The sequence below is a fragment of the Pseudomonas sp. ANT_J12 genome, assembly GCF_008370045.1.
GTDB lineage: Bacteria > Pseudomonadota > Gammaproteobacteria > Pseudomonadales > Pseudomonadaceae > Aquipseudomonas.
The window spans coordinates 1-15816 of the sequence record NZ_VOBN01000016.1 but is presented as its reverse complement, the minus strand read 5'-3'; the positions used below and the strand labels follow the sequence as shown (position 1 = coordinate 15816).

The following is a 15816-nucleotide window of genomic DNA, read 5'->3' as shown; positions in this document are numbered from 1 at the left end:
GATCGATGTCTAGCTACCTAAAATTTTTGTCAGCGCAACTTCTTGTTACAGCTTGGTGATAGTCTCACCCCTCCCCTCGCTCAAGACCTGCCGTCAGATGCCCAGCCAAGCGCCCCTGCTGTTACGTCATCACCGTCCTTTCATTGCGTTCTGGCTGGCTCGGGTGTTTACCGCCAGCGGTTTCCAGATGCTCACCGTGGCCATCGGCTGGAACCTGTACCAATTGACCGGCAACGTGCTGGACCTGGGCCTGGTGGGTTTGGTCGAGTTCGCCCCGCGGGTGCTGTTCATGTTGCACACCGGGCATGTCGCCGACCGTTACGACCGACGCAAGGTCGCGGCGATCTGCCAGTCCCTGCAAGCCTTGATCGCCCTGTCCTTGGCCATCGGCAGCGCCACCGATCACGTCACCCGGGAAATGATCTTCATCCTCGCGTTCCTGCTCGGTGCCGCGCGCTCGTTCGAGATGCCGACCACCCAGGCCCTGCTGCCGAGCATCGTGCCCAGCGCCCTGTTCCCCCGCGCCGTGGCCGCCGCCCAATCGGCACAGCAATCGGCCACCATCGTCGCTCCGGCACTTGGCGGTTTGCTCTACGCGTTCGGCAGCGTCTGGGTCTACGGCCCGACGGTCATTCTGTACATCATCGCCTGCTGCTTGATGCTCAACCTGCCGGCCCGGCAAACGCCACTGAACAAGGGCAAGGCAACGATGGATTCGCTATTGGCCGGGATTCGTTTCATCCGCAGCCGTCCGGACATTCTCGGGGCGATTTCCCTGGATCTGTTCGCCGTGCTGTTGGGCGGCGCGACGGCGTTGCTGCCGGTATTCGCCAAGGACATTCTGCTGACCGGCCCTTGGGGCCTGGGCCTGCTGCGTTCGGCACCCGCGGTGGGCGCGCTATTGATGTCGTTGTTCCTGGCTCGATTTGCCGTGGAACGTAAAGTCGGGCGGGTGATGTTCACCGCCGTCGGCATCTTCGGCGTCGCGACCATCGCCTTCGGCCTGTCCACCTCGTTCTGGTTCTCGCTGGCGGTGCTGGTGGTGCTGGGCGCGGCGGACATGATCAGCATGGTGATCCGCGCCTCCTTCGTGCAACTGGAAACCCCGGATGAAATGCGCGGCCGGGTAAGCGCCGTGAACGGCCTGTTCATCGGCGCTTCGAACCAGTTGGGCGAGTTCGAATCCGGCCTCACCGCCCATTGGTTCGGCACCGTGCCGGCCGTGGTCATGGGCGGCATCGGCACGCTGTTGGTAACTGGCACCTGGATCAAACTGTTCCCGACCCTGGCCAACCGCGACCGCATGCATGTGGCCAAGGAAGAAGCCAAGGTCTAGAGCAACTTATCGAGGGTGATGGGGAAGTCCCGCACCCGTTTGCCGGTGGCGTGATAGATCGCATTGGCCACCGCCGCCGCCACGCCGACGATGCCGATCTCGCCGACGCCCTTGGACCCGAGGGCGTTGACGATCTCGTCGTTTTCTTCGACGAACAGCACCTCAATGTCGCCGATATCGGCGTTAACCGGGATGTGGTACTCGGCCAGGCTGTGGTTCATGTGCCGGCCCAGGGCGTGGTCGGTTTGCGTCTCTTCATGCAACGCCATGCCGATACCCCAGACCACGCCGCCGAGAATCTGGCTGCGGGCCATTTTCGGGTTGACCACCCGGCCGGCGGCGATGGCGCTGACCACTCGGTTGACCTTCACCGTGCCTAAATCCTCATCCACCAACACCTCGACGAAAACCGCCGAGTGGGTGGCCGTGGCGTAGGCTTCGCGTTTCTGGTCGGGTTGGGCGTCAACCTGGACCTCCAGGGTTTCTTCACCGCTGTCTCTGGCGAGTTCCGCCAGCGAAACCCGCGCGTCACCGAAGGACAACTGCCCCTCCTCGAACGTCGCCTGTTCCAGCGTGACTCCGCCGAAGGCCGGACAGGTCTGGCGTGCCACCGCCAACAGTTTTTCCTTGAGTGCTTCACACGCCTGCTGCACCGCTGTTCCGACCGACGACACGGTGAACGACCCACCCTGCAACGGCGCGGTGGGCAATGAAGAGTCGCCGAGGATAAAAGTGACGTCCTTGTGCGAAACGCCCGACGCCTGGGCGGCGATTTGCGTCATCACCGTGTAGGTGCCGGTGCCGATGTCCGTGGTCGCGCTGCTGACGGTGAGTTTGCCATTGTGATCAAGCGATGCCTTCGCGCTGGCTTTCTGTTGCATCGCTTCCCAGACCCCGCCGGCCATGCCCCAGCCCACCAGTTGTCGGCCTTGGCGCATGCTGCGCGGCTCCGGATCACGCGCTTCCCAGCCGAAACGCTTCGCACCTTGGGCATAGCATTCGCGCAGTTCTTTGCTGGAATAGGGTTTGTCTTCGTTCTGATTGCGCTCTGAATAGTTGATCAGGCGCAGTTGCACCGGATCGATGGCCAGGGCACAGGCCAGTTCATCCATCGCGCATTCCAGCCCAATCAGCCCCAGCGCCGCGCCGGGGGCCCGCATGTCCAGCGGCGTGAATACGTCCAGCGGCACCAGTTTGTAAGTCAGTTGCACGTTGTCGCAGTGATAGAGCATGCCGCTCCACTCCACCACATGTTCGGTGAAGTCCTCGAAACGCGAAGTCTGGCCGATAGCGGTGTGGGCCACCGCGAGCAAGCGTCCGTTGGCCGCCGCGCCCAGTTGCAGACGCTGCAAGGTGCGGGGGCGATAGCCGAAGGTGAACATCTGCTGGCGCGTCAACGTCACTCGCACCGAACGTTTGAGGTGCAACGCCGCCATCACCGCCAGCGGCAGCTGATATTGCGGGCGCAGCCCGGAACCGAAAGCGCCGCCGACATAGGCGGCGAAAATCCTGACCTGCTCTTTTTGTAATCCGAAGACCTTTTGCACGTAGGACTGACAGTTCTGCGGGCCTTGGGTCTTGTCATGGATGTGCAAGCTGCCATCGGCCTGGAACAACACCGTACTGGCGTGGGGTTCCATCGGATTATGGTGTTCGATGGGGGTGCTGTAGCTCAGGTCCAGGCCCATGGCCGCGCCGGTAAACTCGGCCTGAAAATTCCCACGGGGTTTCGGGAGTTCGGCGGGTGCCGGATGGGCTTCGTCTTGCAGGCTCAGCAGATCGGTCTGATGCGGCTCGGCCTCGTACTCGATGTCGATCAATGACCCGGCGTAACGCGCCAGCTCAAGGTTATCCGCCACCACCAGCACCAGCGGCTGGCCGCTGTACAGCACCCGATCGTTGTACAACGGACGAAACGGCGAGCCCTCGGCCGAGTCGGCGTCTTCGTAGTCTTTGTCGTAACTGGCGATCTTCGGGCGGTTGCCGTGATCGATCACCGCGACCACGCCGGGCAGCGCGAGGGCTTTGGACGCGTCGATGCGGGTGACCCGACCGCGGGCAATGCGGCTGGACACTACACTGCCGTGCAGCAGGCCGTCCTCGGGAAACTCCCCGGCATAACGCGCCTGGCCGGTGACTTTGAGATGACCGTCGACGCGATCCAGCGGCTGGCCCATGGGCTTGGTGAAGGTAGACATCAGGCTTGCACTCCCGGCGCGGCATCGCTCAAGGCGCGGATGATGGCCCGGCTTGCCAGTTTGACTTTGAACCCGTTGTGTTCGAGGGGCTGCGCGTTTTGCAGTAACGCGTCGGCAGCAGCCGTGAAGGTTTCGCGGCTGGCCGGTTTGCCCACCAACCATTGCTCGACCGCTTCGTCACGCCACGGTTTGTGGGCGACCCCGCCGAGGACAAGACGTGCCTCGCGAATCACCGGCCCGTTCATTTCCAGCGCCGCGGCCACCGACACCAGCGCGAACGCGTAGGACGCACGGTCGCGAATCTTCAGGTAATGGCAGTGCTCGGCGAAACCGGCGGCGGGCAGTTCAATGGCGGTGATCAGCTCATCGTCGGCCAATTGGTTGTCGCGCTCGGGGTGGTCACCGGGCAGGCGATGAAAGTCGGCAAACTCGATGGTTCTTGCGCCATTGCGCCCGTGCACATGGACCACCGCCTCCAAAGCCGCCAGTGCCACGCACATATCGGAAGGATGGGTGGCCACGCATTGCACGCTGGCGCCGAAAATCGCATGAATCCGGTTCAATCCGTCCCGCGCCGGGCAGCCACTGCCGGGTTCGCGTTTGTTGCACGGCACATTGGCGTCGTAGAAGTAGTAGCAGCGGGTGCGTTGCAGCAGGTTGCCGCCGGTGCTGGCCATGTTGCGCAATTGCGGCGAGGCGCCGGCCAGAATGGCTTGGGACAGGAGCGGGTAACGCTGTTCGATCAACGGGTGCCAGGCCAGGTCGGCGTTGCTGACCAATGCACCGATCATTAGCCCACCGTTTTGCGTTTGCGTGACCTCACGCAACGGCAGTCCGGTGATGTCGATCAGATGTTCAGGGCGGGTGAGATTTTCCTTCATCAAATCCAGAAGATTCGTACCGCCGGCGATGAATCGAGATGCGGGACCGGCAAGGTGCACAGCGTGCTCTACTGAATTGGGTTTGCTGTAGTGGAAGGGCGTCATTGGTCGCCTCCTTGCTGGCAGGCGGGCAAGGCTTCTTCAATGGCATCGCAAATATTGCTGTAGGCGCCGCAGCGGCAGAGGTTGCCGCTCATCAATTCCTTGATCTGCTGCGTGGTCTGCGCCCGGCCTTCATTGGCCAGCCCCACCGCCGAACAGATCTGCCCCGGCGTGCAATAACCACACTGAAAGGCGTCGTGCTTGATGAAGGCTTGCTGCATCGGGTGCAGCGCCTCGCCATCGGCCAGGCCTTCGATGGTGGTCAACTCGGCGCCGTCGCACATCACCGCCAGGGTCAGGCAGGCATTCACCCGCTTGCCGTTGAGCAATACCGTGCAGGCCCCGCACTGGCCGTGGTCGCAGCCTTTCTTGGTGCCAACCAGATCCAGTTGCTCGCGCAACAGGTCCAGCAATGTGGTCCACGGCAGCACATCAAGCTCACGGACCTGGCCGTTGAGCCGCAGGCGCAGCGGATGACGGGTGAACACCGACGGCGCTGCGTCGGGAGTGATCGCGCTCATAAACACCTCACGGTTGATCGTACCTTCGCGGCGTTTTGGCAAACCGCCGTCATTAAGGGGTACGACTTCGGGGGTGGGATGGGCGTTCAAAGGAATTGATCTGTGGCGCAATACCACTCGAAGCACAAAAGTGCCGACCAAGTGCGATACATAGATACCGCATCGAGTGTAATGTATCGCCTTACACTTCCCCCATGATCAAATCCTTTCAGCACAAAGGCCTTCGTGGCTTCTATGAAACCGGTTCGACTCGTGGGATTCGTGCAGACCCTGCGAAACGGCTGTCCCGAATGCTGCAGTTCATGGACCGCGCAGTGGTGCCTGGCGATCTTGATCTTCCAGGATGGCGGTTACACCCGTTCAAAGGAGATCTGACCGAATATTGGTCGCTCAGCGTATCGGGGAACTGGCGGGTTATTTTTCGTTTTATTGGCTCGGATATCGAACTGGTCGACTATCTGGACTATCTGGACTATCACTGACAGGAGGCAGGACCATGCCCATGCACAACCCGCCGCACCCTGGCGAAACATTGTTGCAGGACGTCTTACCCGAGCTTGGCATCAGCGTCACTGAATTGGCCCGCCATCTCGGTTTTGCCCGGCCACACCTTTCCAGGGTGTTGCACGGCCACGCGCCGATCAGCCCAGACCTGGCGGTACGTCTGGAACGGGCAGGCATCGGTAAAGCCAGAATGTGGCTCGGGGTTCAAACCGACTACGACCTCTGGCAGGCGGAACATCGTGAGCAGCCGGCTATCGAGCCCATTGCCGCCCACGTCTGATCGTTTCTAAACCAGCAACTCCCCCGCCACTGCCGCTCGAATGGCTTTACCACAGAGTTGTTCCACCAGCGCCAGCGCAAACGGCAACGCTGCGCCCGAGCCTTGGGCGGTGATGCAGTTGCCGTCGACCACCACCGGTTGATCGACGAAGGTGCAGCCTGACAATTGATGGCTGGCGGAGGGCAGGCAGGTCATGCGGCGTTGACGCAGAACCCCGAAGGCTTGCAGCGCCAGCGCCGGGGCTTCGGCGATGCCGGCGAACAGGCGCCCGGCGGCGGCCTGGTCCTTGATCAGTTGTTCCAGGGGTTGATGTGCCGCCAGGTGTTGCGCGCCAACGACGCCGCCGGGCAGGGCAATCAGGTCGAACGGTTGGGCCAGCAGGTCTACCAGCATGGCGTCGGCGGTCAGGCGAGTGCCGCGAGCGCATGTGAGCATGCGTCGGCCCTCGATGCTGGCCACCACCACTTCAATCTGAGCGCGGCGCAGCACATCAATCAGGGTCACGCATTGCAGGTCATCGATGCCCTCGGCGAGGGTAATCAGGGCTCTAAAGGTCATGGGCACGGTCCACGGGATGATTCTTAAAGCGTAGTCAGCTTTAGTGTCCCTTGTTCGTGTCTGCCGTTACTTGATGTAAAGCTGCGTCGAAACGACGTTGCCCGGCGCGTTGATCGAGCGGTTACTGAAGCTGAACGTCCCTTCCTGCCTGCCCCCCAAGTCAAAGACGTACAGCGTGCCGACGACCCTTGTCTCGGTGGCGGTGCATTCGGTCGGGTTGCCATTGCCATAGGCACAGACTTTTTGCTGCGCCCCGGCGAGGTTGAAGCCGTCGAGCTGGACGGTCGGCTTGCGGCCATACCCCACCTCCAGCACATACACCTTGATGTCTGCGCCGCCGTGGTCGCATGTCGTGCGCTCTTGTCCGGCGGAAATGTTTTCAATCCCGCACGCCGCCGACTGCACCTTGAGCACCTGAACGTTGGTCAACGGCGGTGCCGACGCTGCCATCACGGCAGGCGCACCCGCCATACACGCGAAAAACAGCCCCAACGACCGAACGATGTTGCGCTTGTCACCCACCATGAACACTCCCCCAAAACAGGCGCGCAGTATGGCGCAGTTCAGCCAACCGCAAAACATCGCCGACGATCGCAGCCATTACCCCACGCGGCTGGTATGATGCGCGGCTTTTTCCGACCCACAGAAAATTCCCGGGCGCCTTGGGCGGTCTGTGCTTTGCTGTTGAGGTCGATACATTCACGGCGCCCTGCGCGCCACGGGGAGCAGACATGCTGGAAAGGCTGTTTCAACTCAAGGCACATAACACCAACGTGCGCACCGAGATTCTGGCGGGCGTCACGACCTTCCTGGCCATGGCCTACATTCTGTTCGTCAACCCGAGCATTCTCGGCGAGACCGGCATGGACAAGGGCGCGGTGTTTGTCGCGACCTGCCTGGCCGCGGCCTTCGGCTCGACGGTGATGGGCCTGATCGCCAACTACCCGATCGCGCTCGCGCCGGGCATGGGCCTGAACGCGTTCTTCACGTATACCGTGGTCCTGCACATGGGCCATACCTGGCAAGTGGCGCTGGGTGCGGTGTTCATTTCGGCCGTGTGCTTCTTCCTGCTGTCGATCTTCCGCATCCGCGAATGGATCATCAACAGCATCCCGCTGCCCCTGCGTTCGGCGATTGCCGCCGGTATCGGCCTGTTCCTGGCCTTGATCGCCCTGCACAACGCCGGCATCGTGGTCAGTAACGAGGCGACCATGCTCGGCCTCGGTGACTTGAAAAAACCGGCTCCGATCCTCGCGACCCTGGGTTTTGCCCTGATCGTCGCCCTCGAAGCCCTGAAGGTTCGCGGCGCGGTACTGATCGGCATTCTGGCGGTGACGATCGTCTCCATCGCGATGAATGTCACCCCGTTCGGCGGCGTGATGTCGATGCCACCGTCGCTGGCCCCGACCTTCCTGCAACTGGACATCAAAGGTGCACTGGACATCGGTCTGGTCAGCGTGATTTTCGCCTTCCTGTTCGTCGACCTGTTCGACAACTCCGGCACCCTGATCGGCGTCGCCAAGCGCGCCGGCCTGATGGGCAAGGACGGCCACATGCCGAAAATGGGTCGTGCGCTGATCGCCGACAGCACCGCGGCCATGGCCGGTTCGCTGCTGGGCACCTCGACCACCACCAGCTACATCGAATCCGCCGCTGGCGTGAGTGCCGGTGGTCGTACCGGTTTAACGGCTGTCGTGGTGGCGATCCTGTTCCTGCTGGCGCTGTTCTTCTCGCCATTGGCCGCCAGTGTTCCAGCCTTTGCTACCGCACCGGCACTGCTGTTCGTCGCCGTGCTGATGACTTCCGGCCTGGCCGAAATAGACTGGGACGACATCACCGTGGCCGCACCGGTCGTGGTCACTGCCCTGGCCATGCCGTTCACCTATTCCATCGCCAACGGCATCGCCTTCGGTTTCATTTCCTGGACCGCGATCAAGTTGCTGTCCGGGCGTGCCCGTGAGCTGAACCCGGCGCTGGTGATTCTGTCGATTCTGTTTGTGATCAAGTTGGGTTGGTTCAGCGCATGACTTTTGATTCCCAGGCCTACGCCGTACAGCTCGAAGAAAAGGTCACGCGCCTGCGTGACCTGCTGGCCCCGTTCGGTGCGCCAGAACCTGAAGTATTCGACTCGCCGCTGCAAAACTTTCGCCTGCGCGCGGAATTTCGCCTGTGGCGCGAAGGCGGCGACCGTCACTACGCGATGTTTGCCCAAGATGACAAACGCACGCCGATCCTGATCGAAGAATTCCCGATCGCCAGCCTGCGCATCAATGAGCTGATGCCCAAGCTCAAGGCCGCATGGCAAGCGAGCGCGGCCCTGAGCCACAAATTGTTCCAGGTGGAGTTCCTGACCACCCTGGCCGGCGACGCGATGATCACCCTGTGCTACCACCGTCCGCTGGACGAGCATTGGCACACTGCGGCGTCGAAACTGGCGGCGGACCTGAACGTCAGCATCATCGGTCGCTCCAAGGGCAAGCGCGAAGTCATCGGCCACGATTACGTGGTCGAGCAATTCGAAGTCGGCGGCCGCACCTTCAGCTATCGCCAGCCGGAAGGCGCGTTCACCCAGCCCAACGGCACCGTGAACCAGAAGATGCTCAACTGGGCCTACGACGCCATGGGCGATCGCACGGACGATTTGCTGGAGCTGTATTGCGGCAACGGCAACTTCACCCTGCCGCTCGCCACCCGCGCGCGCAAAGCCCTGGCCACTGAAATCAGCAAGAGTTCGGTCAACGCGGCGTTGAGCAACCTCAGCGAAAACGCGGTGGATAACGTCACCCTGGTGCGTTTGTCCGCCGAAGAACTGACCGAAGCCTTGAACGAAGTGCGGCCGTTCCGACGCCTGCACGGCATCGACCTCAAGAGCTACGAATTCGGCAGCGTCTTCGTCGACCCGCCCCGTGCCGGCATGGACCCGGACACCTGCGAACTGACCCGCCGCTTCGACAACATCCTGTACATCTCCTGCAACCCGGAAACCCTGGCGGCCAACATCGCCCAACTGCACGACACTCACCGCATTACCCAATGCGCGATGTTCGACCAGTTCCCGTGGACCCATCACATGGAATCCGGGGTGTTGTTGACTCGGCGGTGATCGCAGGTGCCCGATACAAATCAGCCGTCTTGATGACGGCTTTTTTGTGGGTGGTGTTTACGGGATGACTTCGACCTTGCGCGGGCGACCGCCCTTTTTGCCATTAGCCCGGGCCGCTTCAGCCTTCGCGGCGCTGCTTTGCCGGCCATTGCGCGAGGAAACAACCGAAGCGGCCATATTCATCAGGGGCTTGCTGGCGGAAATCATCCCGGCGATGGAGACGTGCAGGTCCTTTTCCTCATGAAAAAGTGCAGTGCCGCAGAGGCCTACTTTCAGATCGGCATAATCCTCGGCTTCAAAACCATCGAATTCCGGGTAGTGCTTCACGGGCAGTAAAACGCCAGAGCCATCTTCGAAGCGGACCGTAAGGCACTCCTCCTGAAACGTCACCGCTGTCGCCTGCAAGGTGCTTTTATGGCGAATTTTCCCCCGCTCAATTGCCTCATCCAGTACTGCTTCAGTGACTGGCCGGTCTACCTGCATTTTCGCTTTAATCGTTTTCAAAGTTCGATCTCCACACCCTCCGGCGCGCCGATCAGGGCCAGTAGGGTCTTGTTCTTATCGGGCTCGTAACACGCTGAGCCAATCACGTAGGTTGTGCTTGTGATCCTTTTCATCACCACGACTTCGTTGTCCTGCGAATCCCAAAGCTGATTGTCGAGGCATGCCGTTTGCAACTTGTCCCACCAAATACTGCGCGCACGGCGCAGGTGTACAGGTTGCCTGAGTCCGTAACGCAAGCCCTCAAGCACGGCGCCAGGTGGCCGGCGTGAATGCGGAACAACATCCCAAAGCTCGACACCGTTGTGCCAAAAGCTGAACTTGAAACGCGCGCTCCATGTCCCGCCGTCCACATGGGTGTGCGGCGGGCAGTGTTCGTCACGCAAGTTGATCAACATCGAAAACCCTTTGTAACTGAACAATCTCATGCTAACCCATCCGTTAGGTTTAATAAGCCGTAAGGCTCAACATTCCTTGAAATTCCGATAACTGGCACTGACTCTCCGAGTCAGCCACCTGAATTGAGCCTAGCTTTCGAGACCACGCGTGCCCTGCCCACGACGCCAAAAAATAGTTAACAAACCTTTCGCAGTAACACGCTGTATTAATGCGCAGGCATTTGATAAATACAGAGCTCCAGCCTTCATCTGATCCCCGGCGTAACCAATCATGCAACGACACTTCGACGATCTTCAGCTCGGCAGCATCGAACTGTTTTGCCTCGCCGCCGAAGCCGGCAGTTTTACCGCCGCGGCGCTGGTGGCCGGGGTAACGCCCGCCGCCGTGAGCCGTTCGGTGTCGCGCATGGAGGAACGCCTGGGCGTGCGGTTGTTTGCCCGCACCACCCGCAGCGTCAAGTTGACTGACAGTGGTCGACGTTATTACGAGGAATGCCGTCAGGCGCTGGCGCAGCTGGTTGAAGCTCAGCGGGAGGTCATGGGCCAGCAGCAGGAACCGTCCGGCACCCTGCGCATCAGTATTCCTACGACCTACGCCCACCATCGAATCCTGCCGTTGTTGCCGGAGTTTCGGGCGCGGTTTCCAGCGGTGAAGGTCGAAACCCACATCAGCAATCGCAACATCGATTTTGTCGGCGAAGGCTATGACATGGCGATTCGTGTGCGGGCCATCCCCGATTCCGGTTTGATTGCGCGGCCTCTGGAAGACGCGGCGCTGGTGATGATCGCCAGCCCCGATTACCTGAAACGCGCCGGGGTGCCGCAATCCCTGGATGATCTGCAGCAGCACGAATGCATCCAGTACGAACTGCCTAGCAGCGGGCGGCGGATTGCCTGGTTGTTCAATGACAGTGGCGTGCCGCTGGAGATTCTCGCCGACGGAAATCTCAGTTGTTCCGACGATGTGCTGGGTGGCGTGACCCTGGCGAAACACGGTGCGGGGTTGTTTCAGACCTATCGCTTCATTGTCGAAAACGAATTGGCCGATGGCTCGCTGGTGGAGGTGCTCAAGCCGTATGGCGGGCGCTCGCGGCCGTTCACCCTGCTCTATCCGCAGAGTCGGCATATGCCATTACGGTTACGGGCGTTTATCGATTTTCTGGTTGAGCGTTTGCCTCGCTAAGCAACAACCGTCCGATCACCGAACACAAAAACCCGCCCCTCCACCTCTTCAATTGACCAAAGTAACCGTCTAGTACAATTTATCTCCACAGGCTGAACCCTACAGCCAACGCCAACAATAATAAGTGGAGAGACCCCGATGCCCCCTATCGTTCTGGTGCTCAACGGCCCGAACCTGAACCTGCTCGGCACCCGTGAGCCGGCGACCTACGGCCACGAAACCCTGGCCGACATTTCCGCCTTGTGCGGGCGCTCTGGCGAAGAGTTCGGCCTGGCCGTGGAGTTTCGCCAGACCAACCACGAGGGCGAATTGCTCGACTGGATTCACGCCGCTCGCGGACGTTGCGCCGGGATCGTCATCAACCCGGCGGCCTGGACCCACACGTCGGTGGCGATTCGCGACGCCTTGGTGGCCAGTGAACTGCCGGTGATCGAAGTTCACCTGTCCAACGTCCATGCCCGCGAACCGTTCCGTCACCACTCCTTTGTCTCGGCCATCGCCACGGCGGTAATGGCCGGTTTCGGCAGCCACGGCTATCGTTTGGCGCTGGAGCATTTCAGCCATCGTTTGCAGGGGTGAACGCCATGTCTCAGAACGACGTTGTACTGGCCGGACTGATCGGCGCTGGCATCCAGGCCTCGCGCACGCCGACGCTGCACGAGCATGAAGGCGATGCCCAGGGCCTGCGTTACCTGTATCGCCTGATCGACCTTGATCAGTTGAAACTCGACCTCAATGCCCTGCCCGATCTGCTGATGGCCGCCGAACGCATGAACTTCACCGGGCTGAACATCACCTTTCCGTGCAAGCAGGCGATCATCCCGCTACTCGACGAACTGTCCCCAGAAGCCCGGGGGATTGGTGCGGTCAACACGGTGGTGCTCAAGGATGGCAAACGCGTCGGCCACAACACCGACTGCCTGGGGTTTGCCGAAGGGTTTCGCCGGGGCCTGCGGGACGTTGCCCGTGAGCGCGTGGTGCAAATGGGCGCCGGGGGCGCGGGTGCGGCAGTGGCCCACGCGTTGTTGAGTGAGGGCGTGCAGCAGCTGAGCATTTTCGATGTGGATCACAGTCGGGCGCAGGCGCTGGCGAACAATCTCAATCAGCATTTTGGTGCGGGTCGGGCGGTGGCTGGGCATGATCTGGCGAGCACGCTGGCGGTGGCCGATGGTCTGGTGAACACCACGCCGATGGGCATGCAGAAACTGCCGGGCACGCCGGTGCCGGTGGCGTTACTGAGGGCTGATTTGTGGGTGGCGGAGATTGTGTACTTTCCGCTGGAAACCGAACTGCTGCGCAACGCTCGCGCGCTGGGTTGCCGGACGCTGGATGGTGGGACCATGGCGGTGTTTCAGGCGGTGAAGGCGTTTGAATTGTTTAGTGGGGTGGTGCCGGATGCGGCGCGGATGCTGGCGCATTTTCAGAGTTTGAATGGGTGATAGACCGGGGGGGGGCTGCTTCGCAGCCCAACGGGGGCAAGCCCCCTCGCCACAGGTCAGGCCTGCAGATAGCGCAAAACCGACTCGCAGATCATCGCCCGATGACGCTGCTTGATGCCTTCATCCGGCAGGTCGACCTGAAAAATCTCACCCAGCGTATGGCGGTTCGACACGCGATAGAAGCAGAACGAGCTGATCAGCAAATGCACATCCAGCGGCTCCAGGCCCGACCGGAACACACCCTCTTCAGCCCCGCGACGCAGGATCTCGTTCAGTGAATCGAGGATGGTGTTGTTCATCGCCTTGATCGCATCGGAGCGCTTCACGTACTCGGCGTTGTGAATGTTCTCGATGCTGACGATGCGCACGAAATCGACGTTGCGGTCGTGGTGATCGAAGGTGAACTCCACCAGGCGCCGAATCGCTTCCACTGGCGCCAGCTCGGCCAGGTGCAGACGGTTTTCGGTGCTGCGGATATCGCCGTAGAGTTTCTCCAGCACCTCGACATACAGCTGCTCCTTACTGCCGAAGTAGTAATAGATCATGCGTTTGGAGGTGTGGATGCGCTCGGCGATCGCATCGACGCGCGCGCCGGAAAGCCCTTGCTGGACGAACTCGACGATCGCCTCTTGCAGGATGTTCTCGCGGGTCTTTTCCGGGTTGTTCTTGCGACTCTTGCGAGGCTCGACAAGCGGTTCGCCGGGGGCGATGGAGCGTTCTGAAGTTATTGTCATTGCGGGCTCACGGCCATCACTGCACAGGCTGGCGATTATGGGCCGCGCCGCACAGTGAAGGAAGCTGCGCGGCCGCCGTTTAACCCCGTGTTTACGATTTTCCTACAACTTTGCCTGACGTACGGCACCACTTCGGGATTTGGCCATGGCCGCCAGCCGCACCGCCACGTTGGCCGCGCCATAACCGGCGTAGCCGTTCTTGCGCTGGATGATCTCGAAGAAGAACCGCCCTTCGAACGGCTCGGTGTACACATGAAACAGCTCGCCGCCCTGGGCATCGCGGTCGTACAGCACGTTGAAGTAGGCCAGTTCGCTGAGGAATTCGTCATCGAAATCGAAACGCGCAGCGAGGTCATCGTAGTAGTTGAGCGGGATATCCAGCAGCGGCACGCCCGCCTCTTTCGCCCGGCTGACTTCGGCGAAGATGTCGTCGCAGTCGAAGGCGATGTGATGCACCCCGGAGCCGCGATAACTCGACAGCGCGTGTGAGATCGCGGTGTTGCGGTTTTCGGAAATGTTCAGCGGCAAGCGGATCGAACTGTCCCGGCTACGCAGCGCCCGGCTCTTCACCAGACCGTAGGGGTCGGGCAGCACCACTTCGTCGTCGGCCTCGAAATCCAGCAGGCTTTTATAGAACAGTACCCAACTGTCGAGGCTGTCCGCCGGCAGCGCCATGGCCATGTGGTCGATGCGTTTGAGGCCGCCGCTGGCCGTAGCGGTCGGTTGCAGATTGAAGTCGGTGCCGTAGACATCGGCGTCCTGATCCACCAGATAAATCAGGCTGCCGTCCGGTGCGCGCACGGCGGCGAGTTCCAGTTCATTGGGGCCGACCAGTCCGCGATAGGGCTGGCCCTTGTAGGCGACGGCGCGGGCCAGGGCACTGGCGCTATCGTTGACCCGCACCGCCGTGGCGCACAACGATGGGCCGTGGGCCTCGAAAAAGCTGTGGGCGAACGAGTACGGTTCGGAGTTGAGGATCAAATTGATATCGCCCTGACGCAGCAGGCTGACGCTCTTGGAACGATGCTGCCCGGCCTTGACGAAACCCAGGCGTTCCAGCCAATGCGAGAGCTTGGCGCCGAGACTTTCATCCACGGCGAATTCGAGAAACTCGATGCCGTTGTATTCGCTGGCCTTCGGGGTTTCGAACAGGATATCGACAGGTTGGTTTTGCGGCTCCAGACGCTGGCGGGTCTTCTCTTCCAGGTACAGCAACGAGCGCAAACCGTCGGCGGCGTTGGCCCGGGGTGGCGCGGCGCGGAAGCCGTCGTTGAAAATCTCCAGCGACAGCGGCCCGGTGTAGCCACTCTGGATGATCGGCGCGAGGAACCCCGCCAGGTCGAATTCGCCCTGGCCCGGAAAACAGCGGAAATGCCGGCTCCACTCCAGCACATCCATGGCCAGGATCGGCGCGTCGGCCATTTGCACGAAGAAGATCTTGTCGCCGGGAATCTCGGCGATGGCGCTTGGATCGCCTTTGAGCGACAGCGTGTGGAAGCTGTCGAGCAAGACGCCAAGACTCGGATGATCGGCCTGGCGCACGATGTTCCACACCTGTTGATAAGTGTTCACATGCCGGCCCCAGGCCAGTGCTTCATAGCCGATGCGCAAGCCACGGGCACCGGCCCGCTCGGCGAGCAGGCGCAAATCATCGATCAGGATCTGTTCATCACCGATCGAGTCAGCCGCCGCGTTGCTGCACACCAGCACCAAGTCGGTGCCGAGTTCCTGCATCAGGTCGAACTTGCGCTCAGCCCGCTCCAGATTGCGCGGCAGGCGATCGCGACGGCAACCTTCGAAATCACGGAAGGGTTGAAACAGGGTGATAGCGATGCCGAGATCGACGCACATCTGTCTGATTTCACGGGGACTGCCGTCGTAATAAAGCAGGTCATTTTCGAAAATCTCCACCCCGTCAAACCCGGCGGCGGCGATGGCTTCGAGTTTTTCCGGCAGGGTGCCGCTCAAGGAAACGGTGGCAATGGAACGCTGCATATTTCGACTCCCGGTGGTTTGCACGCGATCCCTGTAGGAGCAAGGCTTGCCCGCGATGGCGATCTTGGGGACGCCATCGCGGG

At 61.2% G+C, this 15816-nt stretch carries 17 protein-coding genes; 8 read left to right on the top strand and 9 right to left on the bottom strand.

Annotated elements, in window-relative coordinates:
- The first annotated feature begins 97 nt into the window (after window positions 1-97).
- Window positions 98-1336: an MFS transporter gene (locus FQ192_RS25285; RefSeq protein WP_149660994.1), complete on the top strand. Its 1239-nt coding sequence runs from the start codon at window positions 98-100 to the stop codon at window positions 1334-1336.
- Here FQ192_RS25285 and FQ192_RS25280 read toward each other — a convergent pair.
- From FQ192_RS25280 to FQ192_RS25270, 3 genes are read right to left on the bottom strand one after another with little or no spacing between them, the layout of a single operon-like run.
- Window positions 1333-3534 carry a xanthine dehydrogenase family protein molybdopterin-binding subunit gene (locus FQ192_RS25280; RefSeq protein ID WP_149660993.1) on the bottom strand — a complete coding sequence of 734 codons (2202 nt, stop codon included), beginning with the start codon at window positions 3532-3534 and terminating at the stop codon, window positions 1333-1335. The two genes, FQ192_RS25285 and FQ192_RS25280, sit on opposite strands and share 4 nt — an antisense overlap.
- Window positions 3534-4520, bottom strand: a complete 987-nt coding sequence (locus FQ192_RS25275) for a xanthine dehydrogenase family protein subunit M (protein ID WP_149660992.1) — start codon at window positions 4518-4520, stop codon at window positions 3534-3536. The genes FQ192_RS25280 and FQ192_RS25275 overlap by 1 nt, the downstream gene beginning before the upstream one ends.
- Window positions 4517-5038, bottom strand: a complete 522-nt coding sequence (locus FQ192_RS25270; RefSeq protein ID WP_149660991.1) for a (2Fe-2S)-binding protein — start codon at window positions 5036-5038, stop codon at window positions 4517-4519. Before FQ192_RS25270 ends, FQ192_RS25275 begins: the two co-directional genes overlap by 4 nt.
- Before the next feature lie 194 nt (window positions 5039-5232).
- On the opposite strand from FQ192_RS25270, the gene FQ192_RS25265 reads away from it, so the two are divergent.
- Together FQ192_RS25265 and FQ192_RS25260 are read left to right on the top strand one after the other, a co-directional pair.
- Window positions 5233-5520 carry a type II toxin-antitoxin system RelE/ParE family toxin gene (locus FQ192_RS25265; protein ID WP_149660990.1) on the top strand — a complete coding sequence of 96 codons (288 nt, stop codon included), beginning with the start codon at window positions 5233-5235 and terminating at the stop codon, window positions 5518-5520.
- A gap of 14 nt (window positions 5521-5534) precedes the next feature.
- Window positions 5535-5822 carry a HigA family addiction module antitoxin gene (locus FQ192_RS25260; RefSeq protein ID WP_149660989.1) on the top strand — a complete coding sequence of 96 codons (288 nt, stop codon included), beginning with the start codon at window positions 5535-5537 and terminating at the stop codon, window positions 5820-5822.
- Window positions 5823-5828: 6 nt separating this feature from the next.
- Here the strand turns inward: FQ192_RS25260 and FQ192_RS25255 are convergent, their stop codons facing one another.
- Both FQ192_RS25255 and FQ192_RS25250 read right to left on the bottom strand, forming a co-directional pair.
- Complete coding sequence (locus FQ192_RS25255; RefSeq protein WP_149660988.1) at window positions 5829-6380, bottom strand: DJ-1 family glyoxalase III; 552 nt, start codon at window positions 6378-6380, stop codon at window positions 5829-5831.
- 66 nt (window positions 6381-6446) lie between these two features.
- Window positions 6447-6851 carry a DUF4879 domain-containing protein gene (locus FQ192_RS25250; protein ID WP_256672374.1) on the bottom strand — a complete coding sequence of 135 codons (405 nt, stop codon included), beginning with the start codon at window positions 6849-6851 and terminating at the stop codon, window positions 6447-6449.
- A gap of 260 nt (window positions 6852-7111) precedes the next feature.
- On the opposite strand from FQ192_RS25250, the gene FQ192_RS25245 reads away from it, so the two are divergent.
- Both FQ192_RS25245 and trmA read left to right on the top strand, forming a co-directional pair.
- A complete protein-coding gene (locus FQ192_RS25245) occupies window positions 7112-8407 on the top strand; it encodes an NCS2 family permease (RefSeq protein WP_149660986.1) in 1296 nt (431 codons plus the stop codon).
- A complete protein-coding gene (gene trmA, locus FQ192_RS25240; RefSeq protein ID WP_149660985.1) occupies window positions 8404-9483 on the top strand; it encodes a tRNA (uridine(54)-C5)-methyltransferase TrmA in 1080 nt (359 codons plus the stop codon). The genes FQ192_RS25245 and trmA overlap by 4 nt, the downstream gene beginning before the upstream one ends.
- 57 nt (window positions 9484-9540) lie before the next feature.
- Here the strand turns inward: trmA and FQ192_RS25235 are convergent, their stop codons facing one another.
- Window positions 9541-9987 carry a DUF2442 domain-containing protein gene (locus tag FQ192_RS25235; RefSeq protein WP_149660984.1) on the bottom strand — a complete coding sequence of 149 codons (447 nt, stop codon included), beginning with the start codon at window positions 9985-9987 and terminating at the stop codon, window positions 9541-9543.
- Window positions 9984-10412, bottom strand: a complete 429-nt coding sequence (locus FQ192_RS25230; RefSeq protein WP_149660983.1) for a DUF4160 domain-containing protein — start codon at window positions 10410-10412, stop codon at window positions 9984-9986. Before FQ192_RS25230 ends, FQ192_RS25235 begins: the two co-directional genes overlap by 4 nt.
- A 241-nt stretch (window positions 10413-10653) precedes the next feature.
- On the opposite strand from FQ192_RS25230, the gene FQ192_RS25225 reads away from it, so the two are divergent.
- The 3 genes from FQ192_RS25225 to FQ192_RS25215 all read left to right on the top strand — a co-directional run bounded on the left by FQ192_RS25225 (window position 10654) and on the right by FQ192_RS25215 (window position 13004).
- Complete coding sequence (locus tag FQ192_RS25225; protein ID WP_149660982.1) at window positions 10654-11565, top strand: LysR family transcriptional regulator; 912 nt, start codon at window positions 10654-10656, stop codon at window positions 11563-11565.
- A gap of 138 nt (window positions 11566-11703) precedes the next feature.
- A complete protein-coding gene (gene aroQ / locus FQ192_RS25220; protein ID WP_149660981.1) occupies window positions 11704-12144 on the top strand; it encodes a type II 3-dehydroquinate dehydratase in 441 nt (146 codons plus the stop codon).
- A 5-nt stretch (window positions 12145-12149) separates the two neighbouring features.
- Complete coding sequence (locus FQ192_RS25215; RefSeq protein WP_149660980.1) at window positions 12150-13004, top strand: shikimate dehydrogenase; 855 nt, start codon at window positions 12150-12152, stop codon at window positions 13002-13004.
- A 56-nt stretch (window positions 13005-13060) separates the two neighbouring features.
- Here the strand turns inward: FQ192_RS25215 and FQ192_RS25210 are convergent, their stop codons facing one another.
- Both FQ192_RS25210 and quiC read right to left on the bottom strand, forming a co-directional pair.
- Entirely contained in the window at window positions 13061-13738 is a 678-nt protein-coding gene (locus FQ192_RS25210; RefSeq protein ID WP_149660979.1) for a TetR family transcriptional regulator, read from the bottom strand.
- A 102-nt stretch (window positions 13739-13840) separates the two neighbouring features.
- Window positions 13841-15733 carry a 3-dehydroshikimate dehydratase QuiC gene (gene quiC, locus FQ192_RS25205; RefSeq protein WP_149660978.1) on the bottom strand — a complete coding sequence of 631 codons (1893 nt, stop codon included), beginning with the start codon at window positions 15731-15733 and terminating at the stop codon, window positions 13841-13843.
- Window positions 15734-15816 lie beyond the last annotated feature (83 nt).

Coding starts and splice junctions, on each gene's coding strand:
- FQ192_RS25225 (WP_149660982.1), top strand. CDS start 10,654: ATGCAACGACACTTCGACGATCTTCAGCTCGGCAGCATCGAACTGTTT.
- FQ192_RS25230 (WP_149660983.1), bottom strand. CDS start 10,412: ATGAGATTGTTCAGTTACAAAGGGTTTTCGATGTTGATCAACTTGCGT.
- FQ192_RS25265 (WP_149660990.1), top strand. CDS start 5,233: ATGATCAAATCCTTTCAGCACAAAGGCCTTCGTGGCTTCTATGAAACC.
- FQ192_RS25215 (WP_149660980.1), top strand. CDS start 12,150: ATGTCTCAGAACGACGTTGTACTGGCCGGACTGATCGGCGCTGGCATC.
- FQ192_RS25250 (WP_256672374.1), bottom strand. CDS start 6,851: ATGGCGGGTGCGCCTGCCGTGATGGCAGCGTCGGCACCGCCGTTGACC.
- FQ192_RS25285 (WP_149660994.1), top strand. CDS start 98: ATGCCCAGCCAAGCGCCCCTGCTGTTACGTCATCACCGTCCTTTCATT.
- aroQ (WP_149660981.1), top strand. CDS start 11,704: ATGCCCCCTATCGTTCTGGTGCTCAACGGCCCGAACCTGAACCTGCTC.
- FQ192_RS25270 (WP_149660991.1), bottom strand. CDS start 5,038: ATGAGCGCGATCACTCCCGACGCAGCGCCGTCGGTGTTCACCCGTCAT.
- quiC (WP_149660978.1), bottom strand. CDS start 15,733: ATGCAGCGTTCCATTGCCACCGTTTCCTTGAGCGGCACCCTGCCGGAA.
- FQ192_RS25255 (WP_149660988.1), bottom strand. CDS start 6,380: ATGACCTTTAGAGCCCTGATTACCCTCGCCGAGGGCATCGATGACCTG.
- FQ192_RS25275 (WP_149660992.1), bottom strand. CDS start 4,520: ATGACGCCCTTCCACTACAGCAAACCCAATTCAGTAGAGCACGCTGTG.
- FQ192_RS25245 (WP_149660986.1), top strand. CDS start 7,112: ATGCTGGAAAGGCTGTTTCAACTCAAGGCACATAACACCAACGTGCGC.
- trmA (WP_149660985.1), top strand. CDS start 8,404: ATGACTTTTGATTCCCAGGCCTACGCCGTACAGCTCGAAGAAAAGGTC.
- FQ192_RS25210 (WP_149660979.1), bottom strand. CDS start 13,738: ATGACAATAACTTCAGAACGCTCCATCGCCCCCGGCGAACCGCTTGTC.
- FQ192_RS25260 (WP_149660989.1), top strand. CDS start 5,535: ATGCCCATGCACAACCCGCCGCACCCTGGCGAAACATTGTTGCAGGAC.
- FQ192_RS25280 (WP_149660993.1), bottom strand. CDS start 3,534: ATGTCTACCTTCACCAAGCCCATGGGCCAGCCGCTGGATCGCGTCGAC.